The sequence below is a fragment of the Geobacter sp. PheSNFMC genome, assembly GCF_059620965.1.
Window position 1 is genome coordinate 44,450 of sequence record NZ_JCAMRN010000005.1, and the last position, 17,697, is coordinate 62,146.

At 63.3% G+C, this 17,697-nt stretch carries 14 protein-coding genes and 1 riboswitch; of the genes, 10 read left to right on the forward strand and 4 right to left on the reverse strand.

Features of this window, described 5'->3' with window-relative positions:
- Positions 1-223 precede the first annotated feature (223 nt).
- Positions 224-1,492: a rhodanese-like domain-containing protein gene (locus tag AC6CDK_RS01850; protein WP_192905085.1), complete on the forward strand. Its 1,269-nt coding sequence runs from the start codon at positions 224-226 to the stop codon at positions 1,490-1,492.
- Between the two features lie 114 nt (positions 1,493-1,606).
- Here AC6CDK_RS01850 and AC6CDK_RS01855 read toward each other — a convergent pair whose 3' ends face one another.
- The 3 genes from AC6CDK_RS01855 to upp all read right to left on the reverse strand — a co-directional run bounded on the left by AC6CDK_RS01855 (position 1,607) and on the right by upp (position 4,480).
- Positions 1,607-2,512, reverse strand: coding sequence for a YceI family protein (locus tag AC6CDK_RS01855; RefSeq protein ID WP_192905086.1), 906 nt, complete (start codon positions 2,510-2,512; stop codon positions 1,607-1,609).
- Positions 2,513-2,581: 69 nt separating this feature from the next.
- Positions 2,582-3,832, reverse strand: coding sequence for a uracil-xanthine permease family protein (locus tag AC6CDK_RS01860; RefSeq protein WP_192905087.1), 1,251 nt, complete (start codon positions 3,830-3,832; stop codon positions 2,582-2,584).
- Between the two features lie 18 nt (positions 3,833-3,850).
- Positions 3,851-4,480, reverse strand: a complete 630-nt coding sequence (gene upp, locus AC6CDK_RS01865; protein ID WP_119332053.1) for a uracil phosphoribosyltransferase — start codon at positions 4,478-4,480, stop codon at positions 3,851-3,853.
- Between the two features lie 192 nt (positions 4,481-4,672).
- On the opposite strand from upp, the gene AC6CDK_RS01870 reads away from it, so the two are divergent.
- Positions 4,673-5,302, forward strand: coding sequence for a hypothetical protein (locus tag AC6CDK_RS01870; RefSeq protein WP_192905088.1), 630 nt, complete (start codon positions 4,673-4,675; stop codon positions 5,300-5,302).
- A gap of 56 nt (positions 5,303-5,358) precedes the next feature.
- Here the strand turns inward: AC6CDK_RS01870 and AC6CDK_RS01875 are convergent, their stop codons facing one another.
- On the reverse strand, positions 5,359-6,945 hold the full coding sequence (locus tag AC6CDK_RS01875) for a methyl-accepting chemotaxis protein (protein WP_192905089.1): 1,587 nt from the start codon (positions 6,943-6,945) through the stop codon (positions 5,359-5,361).
- Positions 6,946-7,586: 641 nt separating this feature from the next.
- Here AC6CDK_RS01875 and AC6CDK_RS01880 point away from each other — a divergent pair.
- The 8 genes from AC6CDK_RS01880 (at position 7,587) to AC6CDK_RS01915 (ending at position 17,451) form a co-directional block, all read left to right on the forward strand.
- Complete coding sequence (locus AC6CDK_RS01880; RefSeq protein ID WP_039648325.1) at positions 7,587-7,925, forward strand: P-II family nitrogen regulator; 339 nt, start codon at positions 7,587-7,589, stop codon at positions 7,923-7,925.
- Positions 7,926-7,962: 37 nt separating this feature from the next.
- Complete coding sequence (locus AC6CDK_RS01885) at positions 7,963-9,351, forward strand: ammonium transporter (protein WP_039646002.1); 1,389 nt, start codon at positions 7,963-7,965, stop codon at positions 9,349-9,351.
- A 230-nt stretch (positions 9,352-9,581) separates the two neighbouring features.
- Positions 9,582-10,328 carry a sensor histidine kinase gene (locus AC6CDK_RS01890; protein WP_066357746.1) on the forward strand — a complete coding sequence of 249 codons (747 nt, stop codon included), beginning with the start codon at positions 9,582-9,584 and terminating at the stop codon, positions 10,326-10,328.
- A 117-nt stretch (positions 10,329-10,445) separates the two neighbouring features.
- Positions 10,446-11,231 (forward strand): inositol monophosphatase family protein, encoded by a 786-nt coding sequence (locus tag AC6CDK_RS01895; RefSeq protein ID WP_039645998.1) that lies wholly within the window; start codon positions 10,446-10,448, stop codon positions 11,229-11,231.
- Positions 11,232-11,319: 88 nt separating this feature from the next.
- A complete protein-coding gene (locus AC6CDK_RS01900) occupies positions 11,320-12,054 on the forward strand; it encodes a PilZ domain-containing protein (protein ID WP_039645996.1) in 735 nt (244 codons plus the stop codon).
- 153 nt (positions 12,055-12,207) lie between these two features.
- A riboswitch (SAM riboswitch) is annotated at positions 12,208-12,314 on the forward strand.
- A 74-nt stretch (positions 12,315-12,388) separates the two neighbouring features.
- Positions 12,389-13,555, forward strand: a complete 1,167-nt coding sequence (locus AC6CDK_RS01905) for a trans-sulfuration enzyme family protein (protein ID WP_192905090.1) — start codon at positions 12,389-12,391, stop codon at positions 13,553-13,555.
- 34 nt (positions 13,556-13,589) lie between these two features.
- Complete coding sequence (locus tag AC6CDK_RS01910; RefSeq protein WP_039645994.1) at positions 13,590-14,726, forward strand: trans-sulfuration enzyme family protein; 1,137 nt, start codon at positions 13,590-13,592, stop codon at positions 14,724-14,726.
- 199 nt (positions 14,727-14,925) lie between these two features.
- Positions 14,926-17,451 (forward strand): EAL domain-containing protein, encoded by a 2,526-nt coding sequence (locus AC6CDK_RS01915; protein ID WP_066357744.1) that lies wholly within the window; start codon positions 14,926-14,928, stop codon positions 17,449-17,451.
- The last annotated feature ends 246 nt before the right edge of the window (positions 17,452-17,697 follow it).

Below are 17,697 nucleotides of genomic sequence, written 5' to 3' on the forward strand. Positions count from 1 at the left end.
TCCGGGAGAATCCCCGGCTCACTTGGGGGACAGTCAGTGTAGCTATGACAAAGCAGAAGTATTTGACGTAATTTTGACGTGTATTCGTTCTGTCCCGATCTTTCTTGAAGCTGCACAATCCCTGCGGAATATGGTGTTCGCGAATCTGCTGTAAAGTTTGTCGCTTTGGTATTTTGTTTGCATTTGAAGTGGCACAAAACGTTCAAGGAGGCACGTTCAACCGATGAAAACAAAGGCCTGGAGTGTGCTGGCTGTGGTTCCCCTGGCGCTCGCGCTTGCCGGAAACGTGGCGGCGGATGAGGTGAAGGGGAAGGTGAAAACCGTTTCAGTGAAGGCGGGGCAGATCTCCCTCACGGTGGAGAACAAGGGAGTGGTGCTCGTCCGGGTGACCGACGGGACAACGTTTGCCAATGCGGGTTCCATCAAGGATATCCATGCAGACGATCTCCTCCAGGTCGACTATCGGGCCGACGGTTTCGATAACGTGGCGAAATCCGTTTCCAAGGTCGTCGCCAAGCTGCCGGAGGGGGTGACGGCCATGGAGACCGGAGAGCTTGAGGCACTGGTGGCCAAAGGGCCGGAGGAGGGGTATCTGCTGATCGACTCGCGCCCCACGGGGAAGTACAACGAGTCCCATATTCCGACTGCCATATCAATTCCCTTTGCCGACCTGGAAAAGAATCCGGCGCTCCTTGCGGTCCCCAAGGACCGTGTTCTGGTATTTTACTGCGGCGGCGTCACCTGAGTGCTCAGTCCCAAATCCGCCGGTCTGGCGAAAAAGATGGGGTACGAAAAGGTCCGCGTTTATCTGAAGGGGGAGCCCGAATGGAAAAAGGCCGAACTGCCGCTGGAGTCGAGCCTGGCATTTGTTGAGAAGGGGAATATCGTCCTGGTCGATCTGCGGTCCCCCGAAAAAGTGGCAGCCGGTCACATCCCCGGGGCCGTCGGCATCCCCGCAGCCAAACTTGCGGCCGCCCAGTCCGGGTTCCCCTCGTACAAAGGGGCTCACCTGGTCTTTTACTCGGACTGCGCCGAAGATGTGAACCAGGCCCTTGAACTGGCCAGGGATTGGGAGTACAAGAACGCCACGGTGTTCCCGGGTGGGGTCGCCGCATGGCAGAAGGCCGGTAAGCAACTGAAGACCGGTGCCGCGGCTGCGACAGTCATGTACGTGAAAAAGCTTGCCCCGGGTGAAGTCGGCACGGCCGACTTTGTGGCGGCACTGAAGGATGGAAAGTCAATGATCATTGACGCCCGGGCTCCCGGCGAGTTCGAGAAGGGGCATTTCAAGGGGGCGGTCAATATCCCGGCGGAAGAAGCCGCGAAGCGCCTTGCCGAAATACCCCTCGACCGGCCGGTACTCGTTCATTGCTCCACCGGCACCCGGGCCGAGATGGTCTACGACCTGGTGAAGGACAAGGGGTACAACCTCAAATTCCTGAAGGTCGGTGTGGAGTTCGCCGCGGACGGGAGTTATACTTTCAGCGAGTAGCGTTGGTCGGGACATTTCCGGCTTCGGAGGATCAGGGGGCACCGGAAGAGCGGGGCACCGGCGGAATGCCGGTTGTCTGGCGGCTGTTCCGGTGCCCCTCCGTTTTTCGTCCCCTCAGTACCCCACCACGTGCAGTTCCACGCTGATCAGGTCGTTGACCAGGTGCATCCCCAGTTTTTCGAAGAACTTGCCAGAGCCGTAGTTCACATTCCAGCGGGTCCGGTCCAGGTCGAGGCAGGCCTGGGCCGTGACGCCGCCGTCGTCCCGGGGGGCAATGAGGGCGGGGCAGGCGATGGGGTGGCTCGTGCCCCTGATGGTGAGTGAGCCCGAGAGTCGGTAGTTGGAGGTGCCGGGGGTGGCGTCCGGCAGCGGTTCGGCACCGGTCAGGTCAAAGGAGGCGGTGGGGTGGCGGGCGGTGTCGAAGAAGTCGTCCGATTGCAGGTGGGCGACCAGGAGGCGGTTGAGGGCGCTGTCGGCCAGGTCGGCGTTGGCGATGGTGGTCATGTCGATGGTCACCCGTCCCCGGACGGGCATTCCCCGGGACACCGTCAGTTCGCCGCTTGCCACGGCGATGGTGCCGTGGTGTCGACCGTTGATATTGCGGCCCGCCCAGTGGAGGATGCTTTTGGCCGGGTCGACCCGGTAGGTCCTGTCCTGGAGTGTGGGTATGGGAACGGCCTGCTCCGGGGCACCTTCCACCGGATAGCCCGCTTCGCGCCACTCGTGGAGGCCACCGGTAAAGGCCCTCACATTGCGGTAACCGGCAGCGGCAAGTTTTTCCGCCGCCACTGCCGCGTCCCGGGAGCGGCCGCTGGACCCGTAGACCACGATGGCCGCATCCCTGTCGGCGGTTATGGCGTTCACCCGGTCCAGGAACGCCACCTCGTAGACGCAGGCGTTGCAGGCGCCTGCAATGTGACACTCCCCAAAGTACTCCTTGGGCACTACGTCGATGACGATGAGAGCCTGCCCGGTCAGCCCCGTGCGCAACTCTTCCCTGTCGATTGTGACGTTTGCCATGTCGCACCCCTCTCTTTGGTTGGGTGATGGCTAGATGCTACCACGGAGAGAGTGCTCGTCAAGGCAGGGTCAGAATGTCTGCTGGGCGCTGTCTCTTTTCTCCTTGGGCAGGAAGAGGTTCAGGAGCACGGCGGTGATGCCGCAGAGGCTCACCCCCTGGAGAGTCACCCAGCCGGCCTGGAGGGTCAGGCCGCCGATGCCGAATACGAGCACCAGCGACACGATTATCAGGTTGCGGGGCCGGTGCATGTCGACCCGGGCATGGATGAGGGTATTGAGGCCGACGGCGGCGATGCTGCCGAACAGCAGGATCATGATCCCTCCCATGACCGGGGTGGGGATAGACTGGAGCAGGGCGTTGAACTTGCCGAAAAAGGCCATGAGGATGGCGATGCAGGCGGCCCAGGTCATGATGACGGGGTTGTGGTTACGGGTGATCATGACCGCGCCGGTCACCTCGGAATAGGTGGTCACCGGCGGCCCGCCGATGAGGCCGGCCACGCAGACCGCCAGCCCGTCGCCGAGCATGGTGCGGTGGAGCCCCGGTCGGGCGGTGTAGTCGCGTCCCGTAACGGCGCCGATGGCGATGATGTCGCCCACATGCTCGATGGCCGGGGCAAGCGCCACCGGGATCATGAAGAAGATCGCCGGCCAGCTCCACTGGGGCGTCACGAAGGGAGGCACGGCGAACCAGGGTGCCGCGGCGATGGCGCTGAAATTTACCAGCCCCAGGAACGCCGAGAGGCTGTAGCCCACGGCAACCCCGGCAAGGATCGGTATGAGCCGGAAGATCCCCTTTGCCTTCAGGGCGATGACCACGGTGGTGGCGAGCGATACGCCGGCCACCAGGAGGGCGGTCTGGTAGTCCACCAGCACCGCCTTGCCGTCGCCGGTCTTGCCCATGGCCAGATTGACCGCCACGCCGGCGAGCCCCAGGCCGATGAGCATGATAATGGGGCCAACCACCACGGGAGGCATGATCCGGTGGATGAATGCGACGCCCCGTAACTTGATGAGCAGGGCCAGCATCAGATAGAGCGCGCCGGAGGCGAAGAGCCCCGACAGGGTGGCCGGGATGCCCCAGGTCTGGACGCTGTAGATGATCGGCGCGATGAATGCGAAGGACGAACCCAGGAAGATGGGGACCTTGCGCCCGGTGCATGCCTGGAAGATCAAGGTGCCGATGCCGGCGCCCAGCAGGGCCATGCTCGGGTTGAGCCCGGTGAGGATCGGCACCAGCACGAGGGCGCCGAAGGCGACGAAGAGGATCTGCGCGCCGGCGATGGCCTGGCGCCAGACCGGTTCCTGGTGGTGGGTCATGGCATGCTCCGCGGGAAGTTATTTGGTGCCGAAGATCTTGTCCCCCGCGTCGCCGAGACCGGGGAGGATATAGCCGTGTTCGTTGAGGCAGCGGTCAATGGCCGCCACGTAGATGTCCACATCGGGATGGGCGGCAGTGACCCGGGCGAGCCCCTCGGGTGCCGCCACCAGTGCCAGGACCCTGATCTGGCGGCAGCCGTTGCGCTTGAGCATGCTGATGGTTGCGTCCATGGAGCCGCCCGTGGCGAGCATGGGGTCGAGGATGACGGCCAGCCGTTCGTCAAGCTTGTCCACGAACTTCTCCAGATAGGTGTGTGCTTCGAGGGTCTCCTCGTTGCGGGCGAGCCCCACCACGCTCACCTTTGCGTTGGGGATCATGTCGAGAACGCCGTCGAGCATGCCGATGCCGGCCCGCAGGATGGGGACCACCGTCACTTTCTTCCCCTTGATCTGCTCGATCTCCACGGGGTTGCCGTCCCAGCCGGTAATTGTCCGGACCTCCAGGGGGAAGTCGCCGCACGCCTCGTAGGCCAGCAGCCGCGCCAGCTCGGCGGCAAGTTCCCGGAATTTCTTGGTGCTGATATCCGCCTCGCGCATGAGGCCGATCTTGTGTCTGACTAACGGGTGGGTAAGCTCGTGAACGCCCATGGATGCCTCCGTTGTGGTAATTCGCCGGGCGGAAGAGTACCCGAATTTGTCAGACAAGTCATCTGAAAAGGGCGCGCCGGCGGCGACGGTGCGTCGCTTGGTGCGCCGGCTCCTTTCCGTTGACACTGCGCAACGCGGAAAGGTATCTTGAGCGGGTACCGAACGGAGCCATGGAAGGGGAGCGGGGGCGGCATGAGCAAGGACAAGGATGAGCGGAAGCGACCGCAGCTGCGGTTGGTGGTGAACAACGTGGAGAAGCGGTCGGGACGTCCGGTTGCGGGGGAAGATGATTTCATCACCCTGGACGAACTCATTCTGCGTTGCCACGAGTTTCGCGGTCACTTCTATGCCGGGGTGGGACGCCTTCAGGAAAAGGCGTACCGCTCGCTGGAGCGCTACCTGGAGCGAAAGGGGTGGGCCTACGGTCTGGATCCCATGCACGGGCGACTCATGGTCATCCCTGCCGGCCTGGTCTGCCCGGAGGCGATCGTGCCCGACAGCCCCCAGCAGGACGAAGTACTCGTCTTTGCCGGCGAAGACCTGACCGGCGTGGGGCTCTGCCTCTCCCTGGAGATGATCATCCCCTTCTGGAGCGACGATGATGCCGTCATGGAGGACGCGCTGCTCTCGGCGCCGATCCTCCCCTACGGGATGCTCTTCCTGGAGGAGAACCGGCAGGACTCCTACCTGGACCTCATCTACCGCGTGGCGTTGCCCATCTATCCTCCCGCCCCGACGGTGCGCGTGCTTGACAAGCTCTTTGCCGTGGCGCGGACTGAACTGGCCGAAACCCTCCGCACCCTGGCCGACTTTTCCGACTGAACCCTACCGCGACGTTCCCCCGGCGGCTGTGTGCACGCAACCGCCGGGGGGATGCCTCAGGCACCGATCTTGAAGTTACCCACCAGTTCCTGCAGCTCGCGCGCCAGGCTGGCCAGCTGGCCGGCCGCCTGAGCGGAGTCCTGCGCACCGCGGGCCGAACTCTGGACCGTATCGGTGATGTCCTGGATGTTCCGGGTGATCTCGCCGGTGGTGGCGTTCTGCTCTTCGGCGGCGGTGGCGATCTGGTTCACCTGCCCGGTTACGTCGGAGACGCGCTGGAGGATCGCCTGGAGCGATTCGCCCGAGCGCGAGGCCTCGTCGGTGCCGCGGGTGACCTCGTGAACCCCCTCCTCCATGGAAGTGACCGCACCGCGGGTCTCCTGCTGGATGCTCTTGATCATGGAGCCGATCTCTTTCGTGGCGCGGGTGGTGCGCTCGGCCAGGGCCCTGACCTCGTCGGCCACCACGGCGAAGCCGCGTCCCTGCTCACCGGCCCGGGCCGCCTCGATGGCGGCATTGAGGGCCAGCAGGTTGGTCTGGTCGGCAATGTCCTCGATGGTACCGATGATTTCGCCGATCTGGTCGCTCCTGCTGCCGAGGCTTTCCACGGTCCGGGCCGTGTCCTTGACCCGGTCGGCGATGCTCGCCATGACGGCGATGGTCCGTTCCACCACCTCCGCTCCGTCCCGGGCCGTTTCAGTAGCCTGCATGGCGCCGTCGGCGGCGATTGAACAGCTTCCCGCGATCTCCTGGGAGGTGGAAGCCATCTGTTCACTGGCCGTGGCAACGGTTGTGGCCTGGCCGGCTACCGCCTCCATGCTCCGGGCCATGTCCGCCGAGGTCACATTGAGCTGACTCGCCGCCGATGCCAGTTGTGCAGCGTTCTGGGCGATGCGGATGATGATGCCCTGGATGGTCGATGTAAGACGGTTGATGCCGCTCGCCAGGTTGCCGATCTCGTCCTGGGTCCGTACGGGCAGGACCCTGGTCAGGTCGCCGCCGCCGCTGGCCAGCTCGTCCACCTGGCGCGAGACATCGGCAATGGGCGCAATGATCGTCCTGCTGAAAAAGAAGTACATGCAGGCCAGAAGCACCAGGAAGAAAACGGTTCCCACCACGGCCAGCATGATGAGCAGGTGGCGGGCGCCCACATAGCCCTCTTCGATGGAGGTGGTGACCAGGAGCCCGCCCAGGTAGGCGGCGCCGGCGTCGTGACAGCTTTGACAACGCTGCTCGTTGGGAAAGGGAAGGACGAGGCTCAGGGTGTGCTTGCCGTCCAGGGTTTCCTTGAATTCAAGGGTGCGACCGGCGGCGATGGCCTGCTGGATCTTGGTATTGGGGGTCTGGGAGGGGGTCGGCGACACCTCTTTGGCCTGCTCGTCGAAAATCCTGAGGTCCATGATGAATTTCTTACCCTTGACCTCGGAGATGAAGCGGTCCACTTCAGTGGAGTCGCCCTTCATCATGTAGCCGTCAATGTCGTGGATGATGAGCCCGGCCAGGTTACGGGCATTCTTGAGCTGGAGATCGAGGGATGACCTGAACTGAAGCCATCCTGCCACCGACCCCAGCGTGAAGAGGCCGAGCGAGAGGCATATCCCGAGGATCGCCAATACCTTGAATGCCAGTTTTTTAGCCAACATTGAGACCTCCCACTGTAAACAAGTGATGAAGAAGTTGTCGCTTGAGAGCTATGAAATTTATCGGCCGATACTAAAAAATGTTTAGTGAAAAAATAAACAAATTGTTCCTCCTTTACGATAGTTGAATGCATCACGGGACATGTCCCTTTCAGCGTCGGGCAGAACGGAGCGGGCAGTCGACCCAAACGCCCCCTTTCCGATGACGATCTTCGCAGGCTCTACGCGGCGGGAACGCATGACCGTCTGGCAGCCTGATGCGCCGCTGTTCATGGTGTGCGTAAATAATGTGCAGAATAGGGGGTGCGTAATCGGCGTGCCCCCTATTCGCATGGCCCGAAACAACCGGTGGTGCAGTAACATGCCGTAATCACGTGCCCGATTCGAGGCGAGCAAGAGTGGCACGGCCTATGCTAAACAGATCACGAACAATCCGGCACAACGCTGTGCCCGTTCATGCAGCGAAATCGAGTAACCAGGCAAAGGCGCCTTCCACCATGAGTGGAGGCGCCTTTTTTTACAGTGCAGGGAAAGGATGAGAAGCTGTGGGCGGCAGGAAGAATACCTTCACCCCCCAGCTCGACATCACATTCCACCAGGCGCAGGATCGGCTCCTGTCCCGCGTCCACATACGGAGGCACGCAATGAAGCTGATCGAGGCAATAATCAAACCGTTCAAGCTGGATGAAGTGAAGGACGCTCTCAACGAAATCGGCATCGAGGGGATCACCGTGAGCGAGGTCAAGGGATTCGGCCGCCAGAAGGGACACACCGAGCTGTATCGCGGCGCCGAGTACGTGGTTGACTTCATTCCCAAGGTTAAGCTGGAGATCGCGGTGGTCGACGAACTGGTGGCAAAGGCGGTGGAGACCATTGAAAGCACCGCCAAGACCGGACGGATCGGCGACGGCAAGATATTCATCCTTTCCCTGGACGAGGCGGTCAGGATCAGGACCGGTGAGAAGGGTGACGAAGCGATCTGATCGCACGAGATATTACAGAAATCAACGGAGGTCCATCATGACGTGGAAACGTTCGATCATCACACTGGCCCTGGCCGCCGCAGCCTTCATGGCCCCGGCCGCCCTTCTCGCCGAGGAAGTCACGGAGCCCGCCGCTGTACAGGCTGCCACCACCTCCGCCCAACAGGCCGCTCCCGCCCCTGTCGCAGCTCCGGCCGAGGCGGCGCCGTCTTCCGCCCCGGCAGCCAGGCTCGATACGGGCGACAACGCGTGGCTGCTTATTTCGTCGGCACTGGTCCTGCTGATGCTTCCCGGTCTGGCCCTGTTCTACGGCGGCATGGTGAGGAGCAAGAACATCCTCTCGACCATGATGCATTCGTTCGTCGCCATGGGTATAGTCGGCGTGCAGTGGTACGTCATGGGGTACAGCCTCGTCTTCGGCACCGATATCGGCGGTTTCGCGGGGGGGCTCAACAAGCTGCTTCTGAACGGGCTGACCCTGGAGTCGCTCCAGGGAACCATCTCCGAATACACCTTCTCCATGTTCCAGGGGATGTTCGCCATCATCACCATCGCCCTGATCTCCGGTGCCCTGGCGGAGCGGATCAAGTTCTCGGCCTACTGCGTGTTCGCCCTCATCTGGACGACCCTCGTCTATGATCCGATCGCCCACTGGGTCTGGGGCGGCGGCTGGATCGCCAAGCTTTCCCCGGCTGCCCTCGACTTTGCCGGCGGCACCGTCGTCCACCTCGCCTCGGGTGTTTCCGCCCTTGCCGCCCTGGTGTTCCTCGGCAGGCGCCACGGCTTTCCCACCGAGCGGATGGCTCCCCACAACCTTCCCTTCACCCTGCTGGGCGCCGGCCTGCTCTGGTTCGGCTGGTACGGATTCAACGCCGGCAGCGCCCTGGCAGCCAACGGCACCGCAGCGCTCGCCTTTGTGAACACCACGGTTGCTCCTGCCGCGGCCGGCCTGTCGTGGATGATCGCCGAATGGATCCACTCCGGCCGCCCCTCGGCCCTCGGCTTCGCATCGGGCGTTGTCGCCGGCCTGGTCGGCGTCACGCCGGCCGCGGGTTTCGTCACCCCCGGCTGGGCGGTGATCATCGGCCTCGGCGCCGGCGTGGTCTGCTACGGCGCGATCCTCGTCAAGGCCAGGCTCAAGTACGACGACTCCCTCGATGCCTTCGGCGTCCACGGCGTGGGCGGCACCTTCGGCGCCCTGGCAACCGGCTTGGTGGCCAGCGTCGGCGCCAAGGGGCTCATCTACGGCGAACCGGCCCAGTTCATGTCAAACCTGATCGGGATCGCGGCCGCCGGTGCCTATGCCTTCATCGTAACCCTGGCCATCGCCTTCATCCTCGACAAGACCATCGGCCTCCGGGTGGAGAAGGAAGACGAAATCATGGGCCTCGACCAGACCCAGCACTCCGAGTCGGCCTACAACTAGCGACCGCTCCCGCATCGCGAACAGACGAGCCGCTCCTTTTCGGGGCGGCTTTCCTTTTTGTGCTGAAATGGCGGGCAGCACCATGATGCAAAAAGCGGCATCGTACGGTGGCGGGCAGGGGTGAGATGCCGTAAGGGCGCGAATATATCGCATCTTCGTTCTGGCATGCCTCGTGCCTAACGGATGGTGGGGCTCTCCGCTTCGGCCCCAAACCGGATCCGGGGGGACTCATGGCAAACCTGCGTGCGAAGTACAGAGCAGAAAATGACCCCGTGGAGGGCGAACTGCTGGAGCTTCTCGCCTTCAACGAGAAAATGGCCGGGCTCGGCCGGATGGCGGCCGGTGTGGTACATGAGCTGAACACGCCCCTGTCGGTCATCGTTTCGGCCACCCAGATGATCCTCCGCGAAGAGGGGCTGCCCGATTTCGTGCGCGACATGGTGGAGCGGGTCAACCAGGAGGCCCACCGGCTGGCTGACATGACCAGGGGGATCCTCTCCTTTACCCGGCGGGACGCACACGACCACCGGGAATCGGACGTGAACCAGGTGCTCCGGGAGGCCATGACCCTGTTGCGTTACGAGGCCCGGAAACGCTCCATCGCCGTGATCGAAGACCTGGATTACCGTCTCCCCGTCATTGCCGCCGACCCCAACCGGGTGAAGCAGGTCATCATAAACCTGGTCATGAACGCCCTCCAGGCCATGGGAGAGGGGGGAACGCTCTTCATCCGCACCAGCCGGAACGGGAAAGGGGGAGTAACGGTGCAGGTGGCGGATACGGGCCCCGGCATCCCGGCTGAACTGCTGGGGCACATCTTCACTCCCTTTTTCACCACCAAGGAACCGGGGGAGGGGACCGGCCTGGGGCTGTTCATCACCCGCAAACTCATGGAGTCGGTGGGCGGGGCCATCGCGGTGGAAAGCGCGGTGGGCGAGGGGACAACCTTTACGCTCACCTTTGCCGCCGCCGAGTGAGTCTGTCTGGCACATCCCGATGCAAAGTCGCGCAACCACGGCTCGGACCGCTTTTTTGTCGCGTGAAACGCGGCTGTTTGCTATAACCCCTCAAGCACCATTCACCGGGAGAATGCCATGAACGCCACGTATCTCGCCGTTGCCGCCGAGGCTGCCCGCCGGGCCGGAAAACTCCAGCGCGAGCGTCTCTGGACCGACCACGACATCCGCTACAAGGGGGAGATCGACCTGGTCACCGAGGTCGACGAGGCCTGCGAGGAGTTGATCGTCGCCACCATCCGCGCCGCCTTCCCCGACCATGACATCCTGGCCGAGGAGCAGACCAGGGAGACGGGCACCTCCCGGTACCGCTGGATCGTGGACCCCCTGGACGGCACCACCAACTATGCCCACGGGTTCCCGTGGTTCTGCGTCTCCATCGCCCTGGAGATCGACGGGGAGATGGCCGTCGGCGTGGTCTATCAGCCGGTCATGGACGAGCTCTTTTCCGCCGTGAAGGGGGAGGGGGCCTTCGTGAACGGCAGGCCCATCCACGTCTCGTCCCGGGCTCCCCTGAATCAGTGCCTGCTGGCCACGGGCTTCCCCTATGACCGGACCCGTGGCAACGAAAACAACATCGACAACTTCTACTGCTTTCAGTTTGCGGCCCGGGCCGTGCGCCGGGCCGGCGCCGCGGCCCTCGACCTGGCCTGCGTCGCCGCCGGCAGGCTCGACGGCTACTGGGAGCTCAAGCTCAAGCCGTGGGACGTGGCCGCCGGTTGCCTCCTGGTGACCGAAGCGGGGGGGCGGGTCACCACCCACAACGGCGACCCCTTCTCCGTGTCAGAACACCGCATCCTGGCCTCCAACGGCCTGATCCACGACGAAATGCTGGCGGTGCTGGCGGCGGGAGGCACCCGCTGAACGGCTGTTTCTCCGTATATGCTGTGCGTGCCCATGGACGATGGTGCGATGCTGGGCGTATATCCATCTATTTCCCGTGGAGAATGCAATGGCAGAACGTAATGTAGAGCCGACAACGGCCGATGAGCCCGTCCGCCTGGTATTCGTGGTGGAGGGGCGGGTAGCCGTGGCTCCGTATCTCGACGCAGTGCGGGGCGAGGTGGGGGCCGTGACGGTCGTCTCCTCCATCGAAGAGCTCTTTATCCTCATGGCTCGGGAGGCATTCAACGGCATCCTTCTGGACGTTCCCACCCTGGTTCGGGCAACCGGCACCGAAAAGGCATCCCTCTACGATCTGATTCAGGTGTTTCCCACGCTCCGGGTGAAGTGGGATTCCCGCTCCGCCACGGTGCGGGCACTTTTCTACGATCGCGTCCCCGGCCCCGACGCCGGGCTCGGGAGCTTCGTCCGCCAGGTGTGTGCCCACTTCACCCCCCGCATCATTCGTCTGCGGGACCGGGTTGCCGTGCACCTGAACGTGATGGTTTCGGAAACCCCGTCGTTCAGCCCGGAAGAGGTGATCCGCACGGTCAGCCTCAATCTCTCCCTCGACGGGTGCTTCCTCATTGCCGTCGATCCCTGGCCCCTGGGAGCCAGGCTCTGGCTTCGCATGCTGGAATTCGGCGACCAGACGCCCATCGCGGCGGAGGTGCGCTGGCGCAAGCCGTGGGGGGTGTCGCCGGGCATAGCCGGTGCCGGGGTCAGGTTTCTGGCGCTCACGGATGAGCAGAAGAACTGTATTGTTGATTTGTGTGAGCATAATAGGGTGATATGCGGTATCTGAGACTGACGCATTATCGCCCGAGGCGGATTGATGTGATTCTTTGTAGAAAATAATCAAAATAAGATTTACTGATGCCTATTAAATTGGTAAAGTATTTTGCGATTTGAAGGCATGTCGGGCAGCACGAGCTTAACCCACAACAGAATACGGCTTAACTTATCAAGAGCGACCGAGGGACAGGCCCGGTGACGTCGCGGCAACCTCCCCATGGGGGGAAGGTGCCAATTCCTGCGGAACCGACAGGTTTCGGGAGATAAGGAAGAGCGTGACACCTCACGGTGAATCGAATCCTCTTCCGCACCCCGGAAGGGGATTTTTCATTGTGGAGGAAACCATGAACATCGCGACGCAGGCAGCACAGATCGGGCTCGACTGGGATACCCGCACCGGGGCGGTGACGGTGCCCATCTACCAGACCGCCACGTTCCGGCATCCGGGGTTGGGCCAGAGCACGGGCTACGACTATTCCCGTTCAGGCAACCCCACGCGCCAGGCCCTGGAAGAGGGGATCGCCCGGCTGGACGGCGGCGCCAGGGGATTTGCCTATGCCTCGGGCATGGCTGCCATCGCCAACCTCCTCCTGCTCTTCAGGAGCGGCGACCACCTGGTGGTGACCGAGGATCTCTATGGGGGCACCTGCCGCCTCTTCGACCAGATCCTGGTCCAGTACGGCCTCTCGTTCACCTATGTGGACACGAGCGATCCAGAGGCGGTGCGGGGCGCCATCCGTCCCGAGACCAGGGCCCTGTTCGTGGAGTCCCTCACCAACCCGCTCCTCAAGGTGGCAGATGTCGCGGCCCTCTCGGCGCTCTGCCGCGAGCGGGGGCTCCTTTGTATCGTGGACAACACCTTCCTCACTCCCTATCTCCTGCGGCCCCTGGATCTCGGGGCCGACGTCACGGTCTACAGCGGCACCAAGTACCTGTCAGGGCACAACGACACGGTGTCGGGGCTGGTCGCGGTCAGGGATCAGGTCCTGGCCGACCGGGTCTACTTTCTCCAGAATTCCGTGGGCGCAGTGCTGGGGCCCCAGGATGCGTGGCTCACCATCCGGGGGATGAAGACCCTGTCGGTGCGGCTGGACCGCCAGCAGGAAAACGCCGGCCGGATCGCCGAATGGCTGGCGCGGCATCCGCGGGTGCGGCGGGTCTTCTATCCGGGGCTGCCGGACCATCCGGGACACGAACTGCTGGCGCGCCAGGCCCGGGGCTTCGGCGCCATGATTGCCTTCGAGGTGGACGACAAGGCCCTGGTGGAGCGTGTGCTTCTCAATACGGAGCTGATATCCTTCGCGGAAAGTCTCGGCGGCGTTGAAACCCTGATCACCTTCCCCCAGGTCCAGACCCATGCGGACATCCCGCCGGCGGTCCGGGAGCGGCTCGGCATCAATGACGTGCTCCTGCGCCTTTCGGTGGGGATCGAAGATGCGGACGACCTCATCGCCGACCTGGACCAAGCGTTTGGAGGCGGAAGCCAGAGACCAGGGCCCGGAAACCGGTAAAGGCTTTCAAATCGCTTATCGAAAGGAGTCCTGTATGAAATTCGGCACCCGCATCATCCATACGGGCCGTGAGATCGATCCGACCACCGGAGCGCTCTCGGTTCCCATTTACCAGACGTCCACCTATCGGCAAGAATCGGTGGACCATTTCGGCAAGTACGATTACGCCCGCTCGGACAACCCCACCCGCGAGGCCCTGGAAGAGACCGTGGCCCAACTGGAGAACGGGACCCGCGGGTTCGCCTTCGCCTCGGGCATGGCCGCCATCTCCTCCACGCTACTCCTGTTTTCGCCCGGGGATCACCTGGTGGTCTGCGAGGATGTCTACGGCGGCACCTTCCGGGCGCTGACCCAGCTTTTCAGCCGGCTGGGGGTCGAGTCCACCTTCGTGGATGCCACGGACACGGCCGCCATTGAGGCGGCCTTCCGCCCGAACACCAAGGGCCTCTACCTGGAGACCCCCTCCAACCCCCTCATGAAAATCACCGACCTGGCCGCTGCGGCCCGCCTGGCCCGGGAGCGGGGGGCCATCACCCTGGTGGACAACACCTTTATGACCCCCTATCTGCAGCGGCCCCTGGACCTGGGCTGCGACGTGGTGCTCCACAGTGGTACCAAGTTCCTGAACGGCCACAGCGACGTGATCTGCGGCTTTGCCGTGGTAAGGGACCCGGAGTTGGGGCAGCGGATCAGGTTCATCCAGAACGCTTTCGGCGCTATCCTGGGCCCCCAGGATTCATGGCTCGTGCTGCGGGGCATCAAGACCCTGCGGGTCCGGATGGAGGAAAGCCAGGCCGGGGCGATCAATATTGCCGGCTGGCTGGCTGGGGAAAAGCGGGTGACCCGGGTCTTCTACCCCGGACTTCCCGGTCACCCGGGTCACGACATTCATGGCCGGCAGGCGTCGGGGCCCGGCGCGGTCCTGTCGTTCACCCTGGATACGGTCGAGACCACCCGCCGCCTGCTGGAGGGGATGCGTCTGGCCGCCTTTGCCGTGAGCCTCGGCGGGGTGGAAAGCATCATCTCCTATCCCGCCAGAATGTCCCATGCGGCCATGCCGCCGGCCGAGCGGGCCGCCCGGGGGATCGGCGATACCCTGGTACGGCTTTCCGTGGGGCTTGAGGATGCCGACGATCTCGTGGCCGAGATGGACCGCCTGATCAACGGCTGACAGAACTCTCCATCGACAGGGGAACTTGACGAAAGGACCGGCGTTTTTGTCTGGCATCAGTTTTTATCTATTTCCCACTCAACTTCCTGCGGGTTTCGCCGATATCTGTAACAAGGTGCACTGTGGTCCGCTCCCCCGTCCCTTATCACGCAGTGGGGCATCAGCCAGGTGAGCTTTCCTTGAAAGGACAGAGGCGGTAATGAAGATTCGGAGCACCCTCACGGCCGGCTGTTTTGGCTTTGCCCTGCTCACGGGGCTGGTCGGCTATTTCGGCGGCAGCGCCATCACCAGGATCAGCGGCGAGTTCGACGCGGTAACGCGGGATGGCCTGCCTGCCATCAAGACTCTCCACGACATCCGTTATGCGGGAGTGCGCATTGTCGCCTCCACCAGCGAGTTTGCGCTGGTGAGCATGGTCGGCCGGGACCGGGCCGCCCGCCAGCAGGCCGAGGAAGAAAAGGAGCTCCTGGAACAGGGAGCCGGCCTGTACCAGTCCGCGTTTTCCACCCTGAAAGACCTTTCCGAGCGTTTTGACCCCGAAGCACAGCAATATGTCCAGGAAATCGACCGGGCCGGCAAAGATCTCATGGCCCTCAGCGCCGAGTCCATGGAGACGGCGCGCCGCGCCGGCGCCCATTCGGCGATTCTGGAGGTAAAGGAGCGATTCGAGGCTTCGGAGAGACGCTTCCTCGACGTTGTCAACCGTGCCATCGCCCTCGAACGGCGGCAGCTCGCCATGCGCCAGCAGGAAGTCCACAACGCCATCACGTTTGCGCTGTTCACCCTCAGCGCGGCATCGGCAGTGGCGTTCGTCTTTGCCGTGGCTGGCGGCTCTTTGTCGGCGATATTGATTTCACGCCCCATAGCGCTTCTGCAGGAAGGGGTCGAGCGGGTCGGGCAGGGAGTCCTCGACACCCGCATCGACATCAGCAGCACCAACGAGATCGGCAGGCTTGCCAACGCCTTCAACCGCATGACCACGGAGCTCCGGACGGCCAAGGACGAAATCACCACGGCGCGCAACTACCTGGACAACGTGATCTGCTCCATGGTCGACGCCCTCCTGGTGGTGGATACCAACGGCACGGTCATGAACGTGAACCCCGCCCTCTGCGGCCTGCTCGGCTACCGGGAGAACGAGTTGATCGGCCGTTCCTTTTCGACCATCCTGGCCGACGGGGACCACGGACGGAGCATCATTGCCGAAATGGCCGAACAGGGTCAGGTTCCCGACCGGGAGCTCCTCTACCGGAGCCGCCAGGGGGATATGATCCCGGTGGTTCTGTCCGGCGGCGCCATGCGGAACCAGGACGGCGAGGTGTGCGGCATCGTCTGCATCGCCCACGACATGCGGGAGCGTAAGCGAAGCGAGGAGGAAATCCGGCGTCTCGCCTACTTTGATCCCCTCACCGGCCTGCCGAATCGGGCGCTGTTCCAGGACCGCGTCAGCCACGCCCTGGCCGTGGCCAGCCGGGAGGAGGGGACGGTGGCGCTGCTGTTCCTGGACCTGGACCGGTTCAAGGACGTCAACGACACCCTCGGCCACGCCATGGGTGACCTGCTCCTGACATCGGTGGCTGACCGGCTCAAGGCTCACGTGCGGGTCAGCGATACCCTGGCCAGGCTGGGCGACGACGAATTCGTGGTGATCCTGACCGGCGCGCGGGATGAGCGTGGGGCGAGCATCGTGGCCCAGTCGCTCCTGGACCTGCTCACCCCTCCCTTCGACCTGGAAGGGGAGGAGGTGTTCATCTCCACCAGCATCGGCATCGCCCTGTTCCCGTCCGACGGCGAGGACGGCAACGTCCTCCTTTCGCGGGCCGATATGGCGCTGCATGCCGCCAAGGACGCGGGCCGCAACGTCTATCGTTTCTACAGCGACGACATGAACCGCTCCGCCCAGGACCGGCGGGGTCTTGAGGACAGTCTGCGGCGCGCCCTGGCCAATGGGGAGTTCTATCTCGATTATCAGCCCCAGATCGATATGCATACCGGCGGGGTCTTCGGCGTCGAGGCGCTTCTGCGCTGGAATCACCCCGAGGATGGCCTCATCCCGCCCGGGCGCTTCATCCCCGCAGCCGAGGAGATGGGGTTCATCCGCCGCATCGGCGAGTGGGTCATGCGGGCTGCCTGCCTCCAGTGCCGTGCCTGGCAGGAGTCGGGCCTCCCTCCGGTCAGGGTGGCCGTGAACGTATCGGGGCACCAGTTCAACCAGCCCGGGTTCATCGACATGGTCGACCGGGTCCTGGAGGATACCGGCCTCGATCCCACCCTCCTGGAGCTGGAGTTGACCGAAAGCACCCTGCTCGAAGGCGCCCGGGACACCATCATGACCCTTATCGACCTGAAGGTGAGGGGAATTCATCTGGCCATCGACGACTTCGGCACCGGGTATTCGTCCCTCAGCTACCTGAAGCACTTTCCCATCGACCGGCTCAAGATCGACCGCTCCTTTGTCCGCGACATCGTCTCCGACCTGGACGACCGGGCCATCGTTGAGGCGATCATCGCCATGGCCCACAGCCTGGGGCTGCGGGTCCTGGCCGAAGGGGTCGAGCGGGAAGATGAGCTGGAGCTGTTGCGGGAGCGGGGATGCGACGAGGTGCAGGGGTATTACTTCGGCAGGCCCATGTCGGCCCGTGACGTGGAGGCGCGCCTGAGGGCGTCGTCGCCCGCGCGCGGGACCGCGCCCCTACGACTGATAGCCAGGGCCGAAGAGGGGTAGCACTCCTCGCAATACTGGCCGAGGTGCCATATCCGCCACTCATGTCACCTACAGTCGTCCCACGAACATGAACGTCCCCTGGGGTATTCCTGGTTATCGTAGACGACACCAGCGCCCCACCACATCTTCCATCCCCGCATGGTGTACATAGAGGGGTAGTAGTCGAAAAGCAAAGGCAGTTAAAGAAAAAACAAAACGCCGTGTGTGCCCTACTCAATTCCCCTAACATCACTAACACCTTTTCAT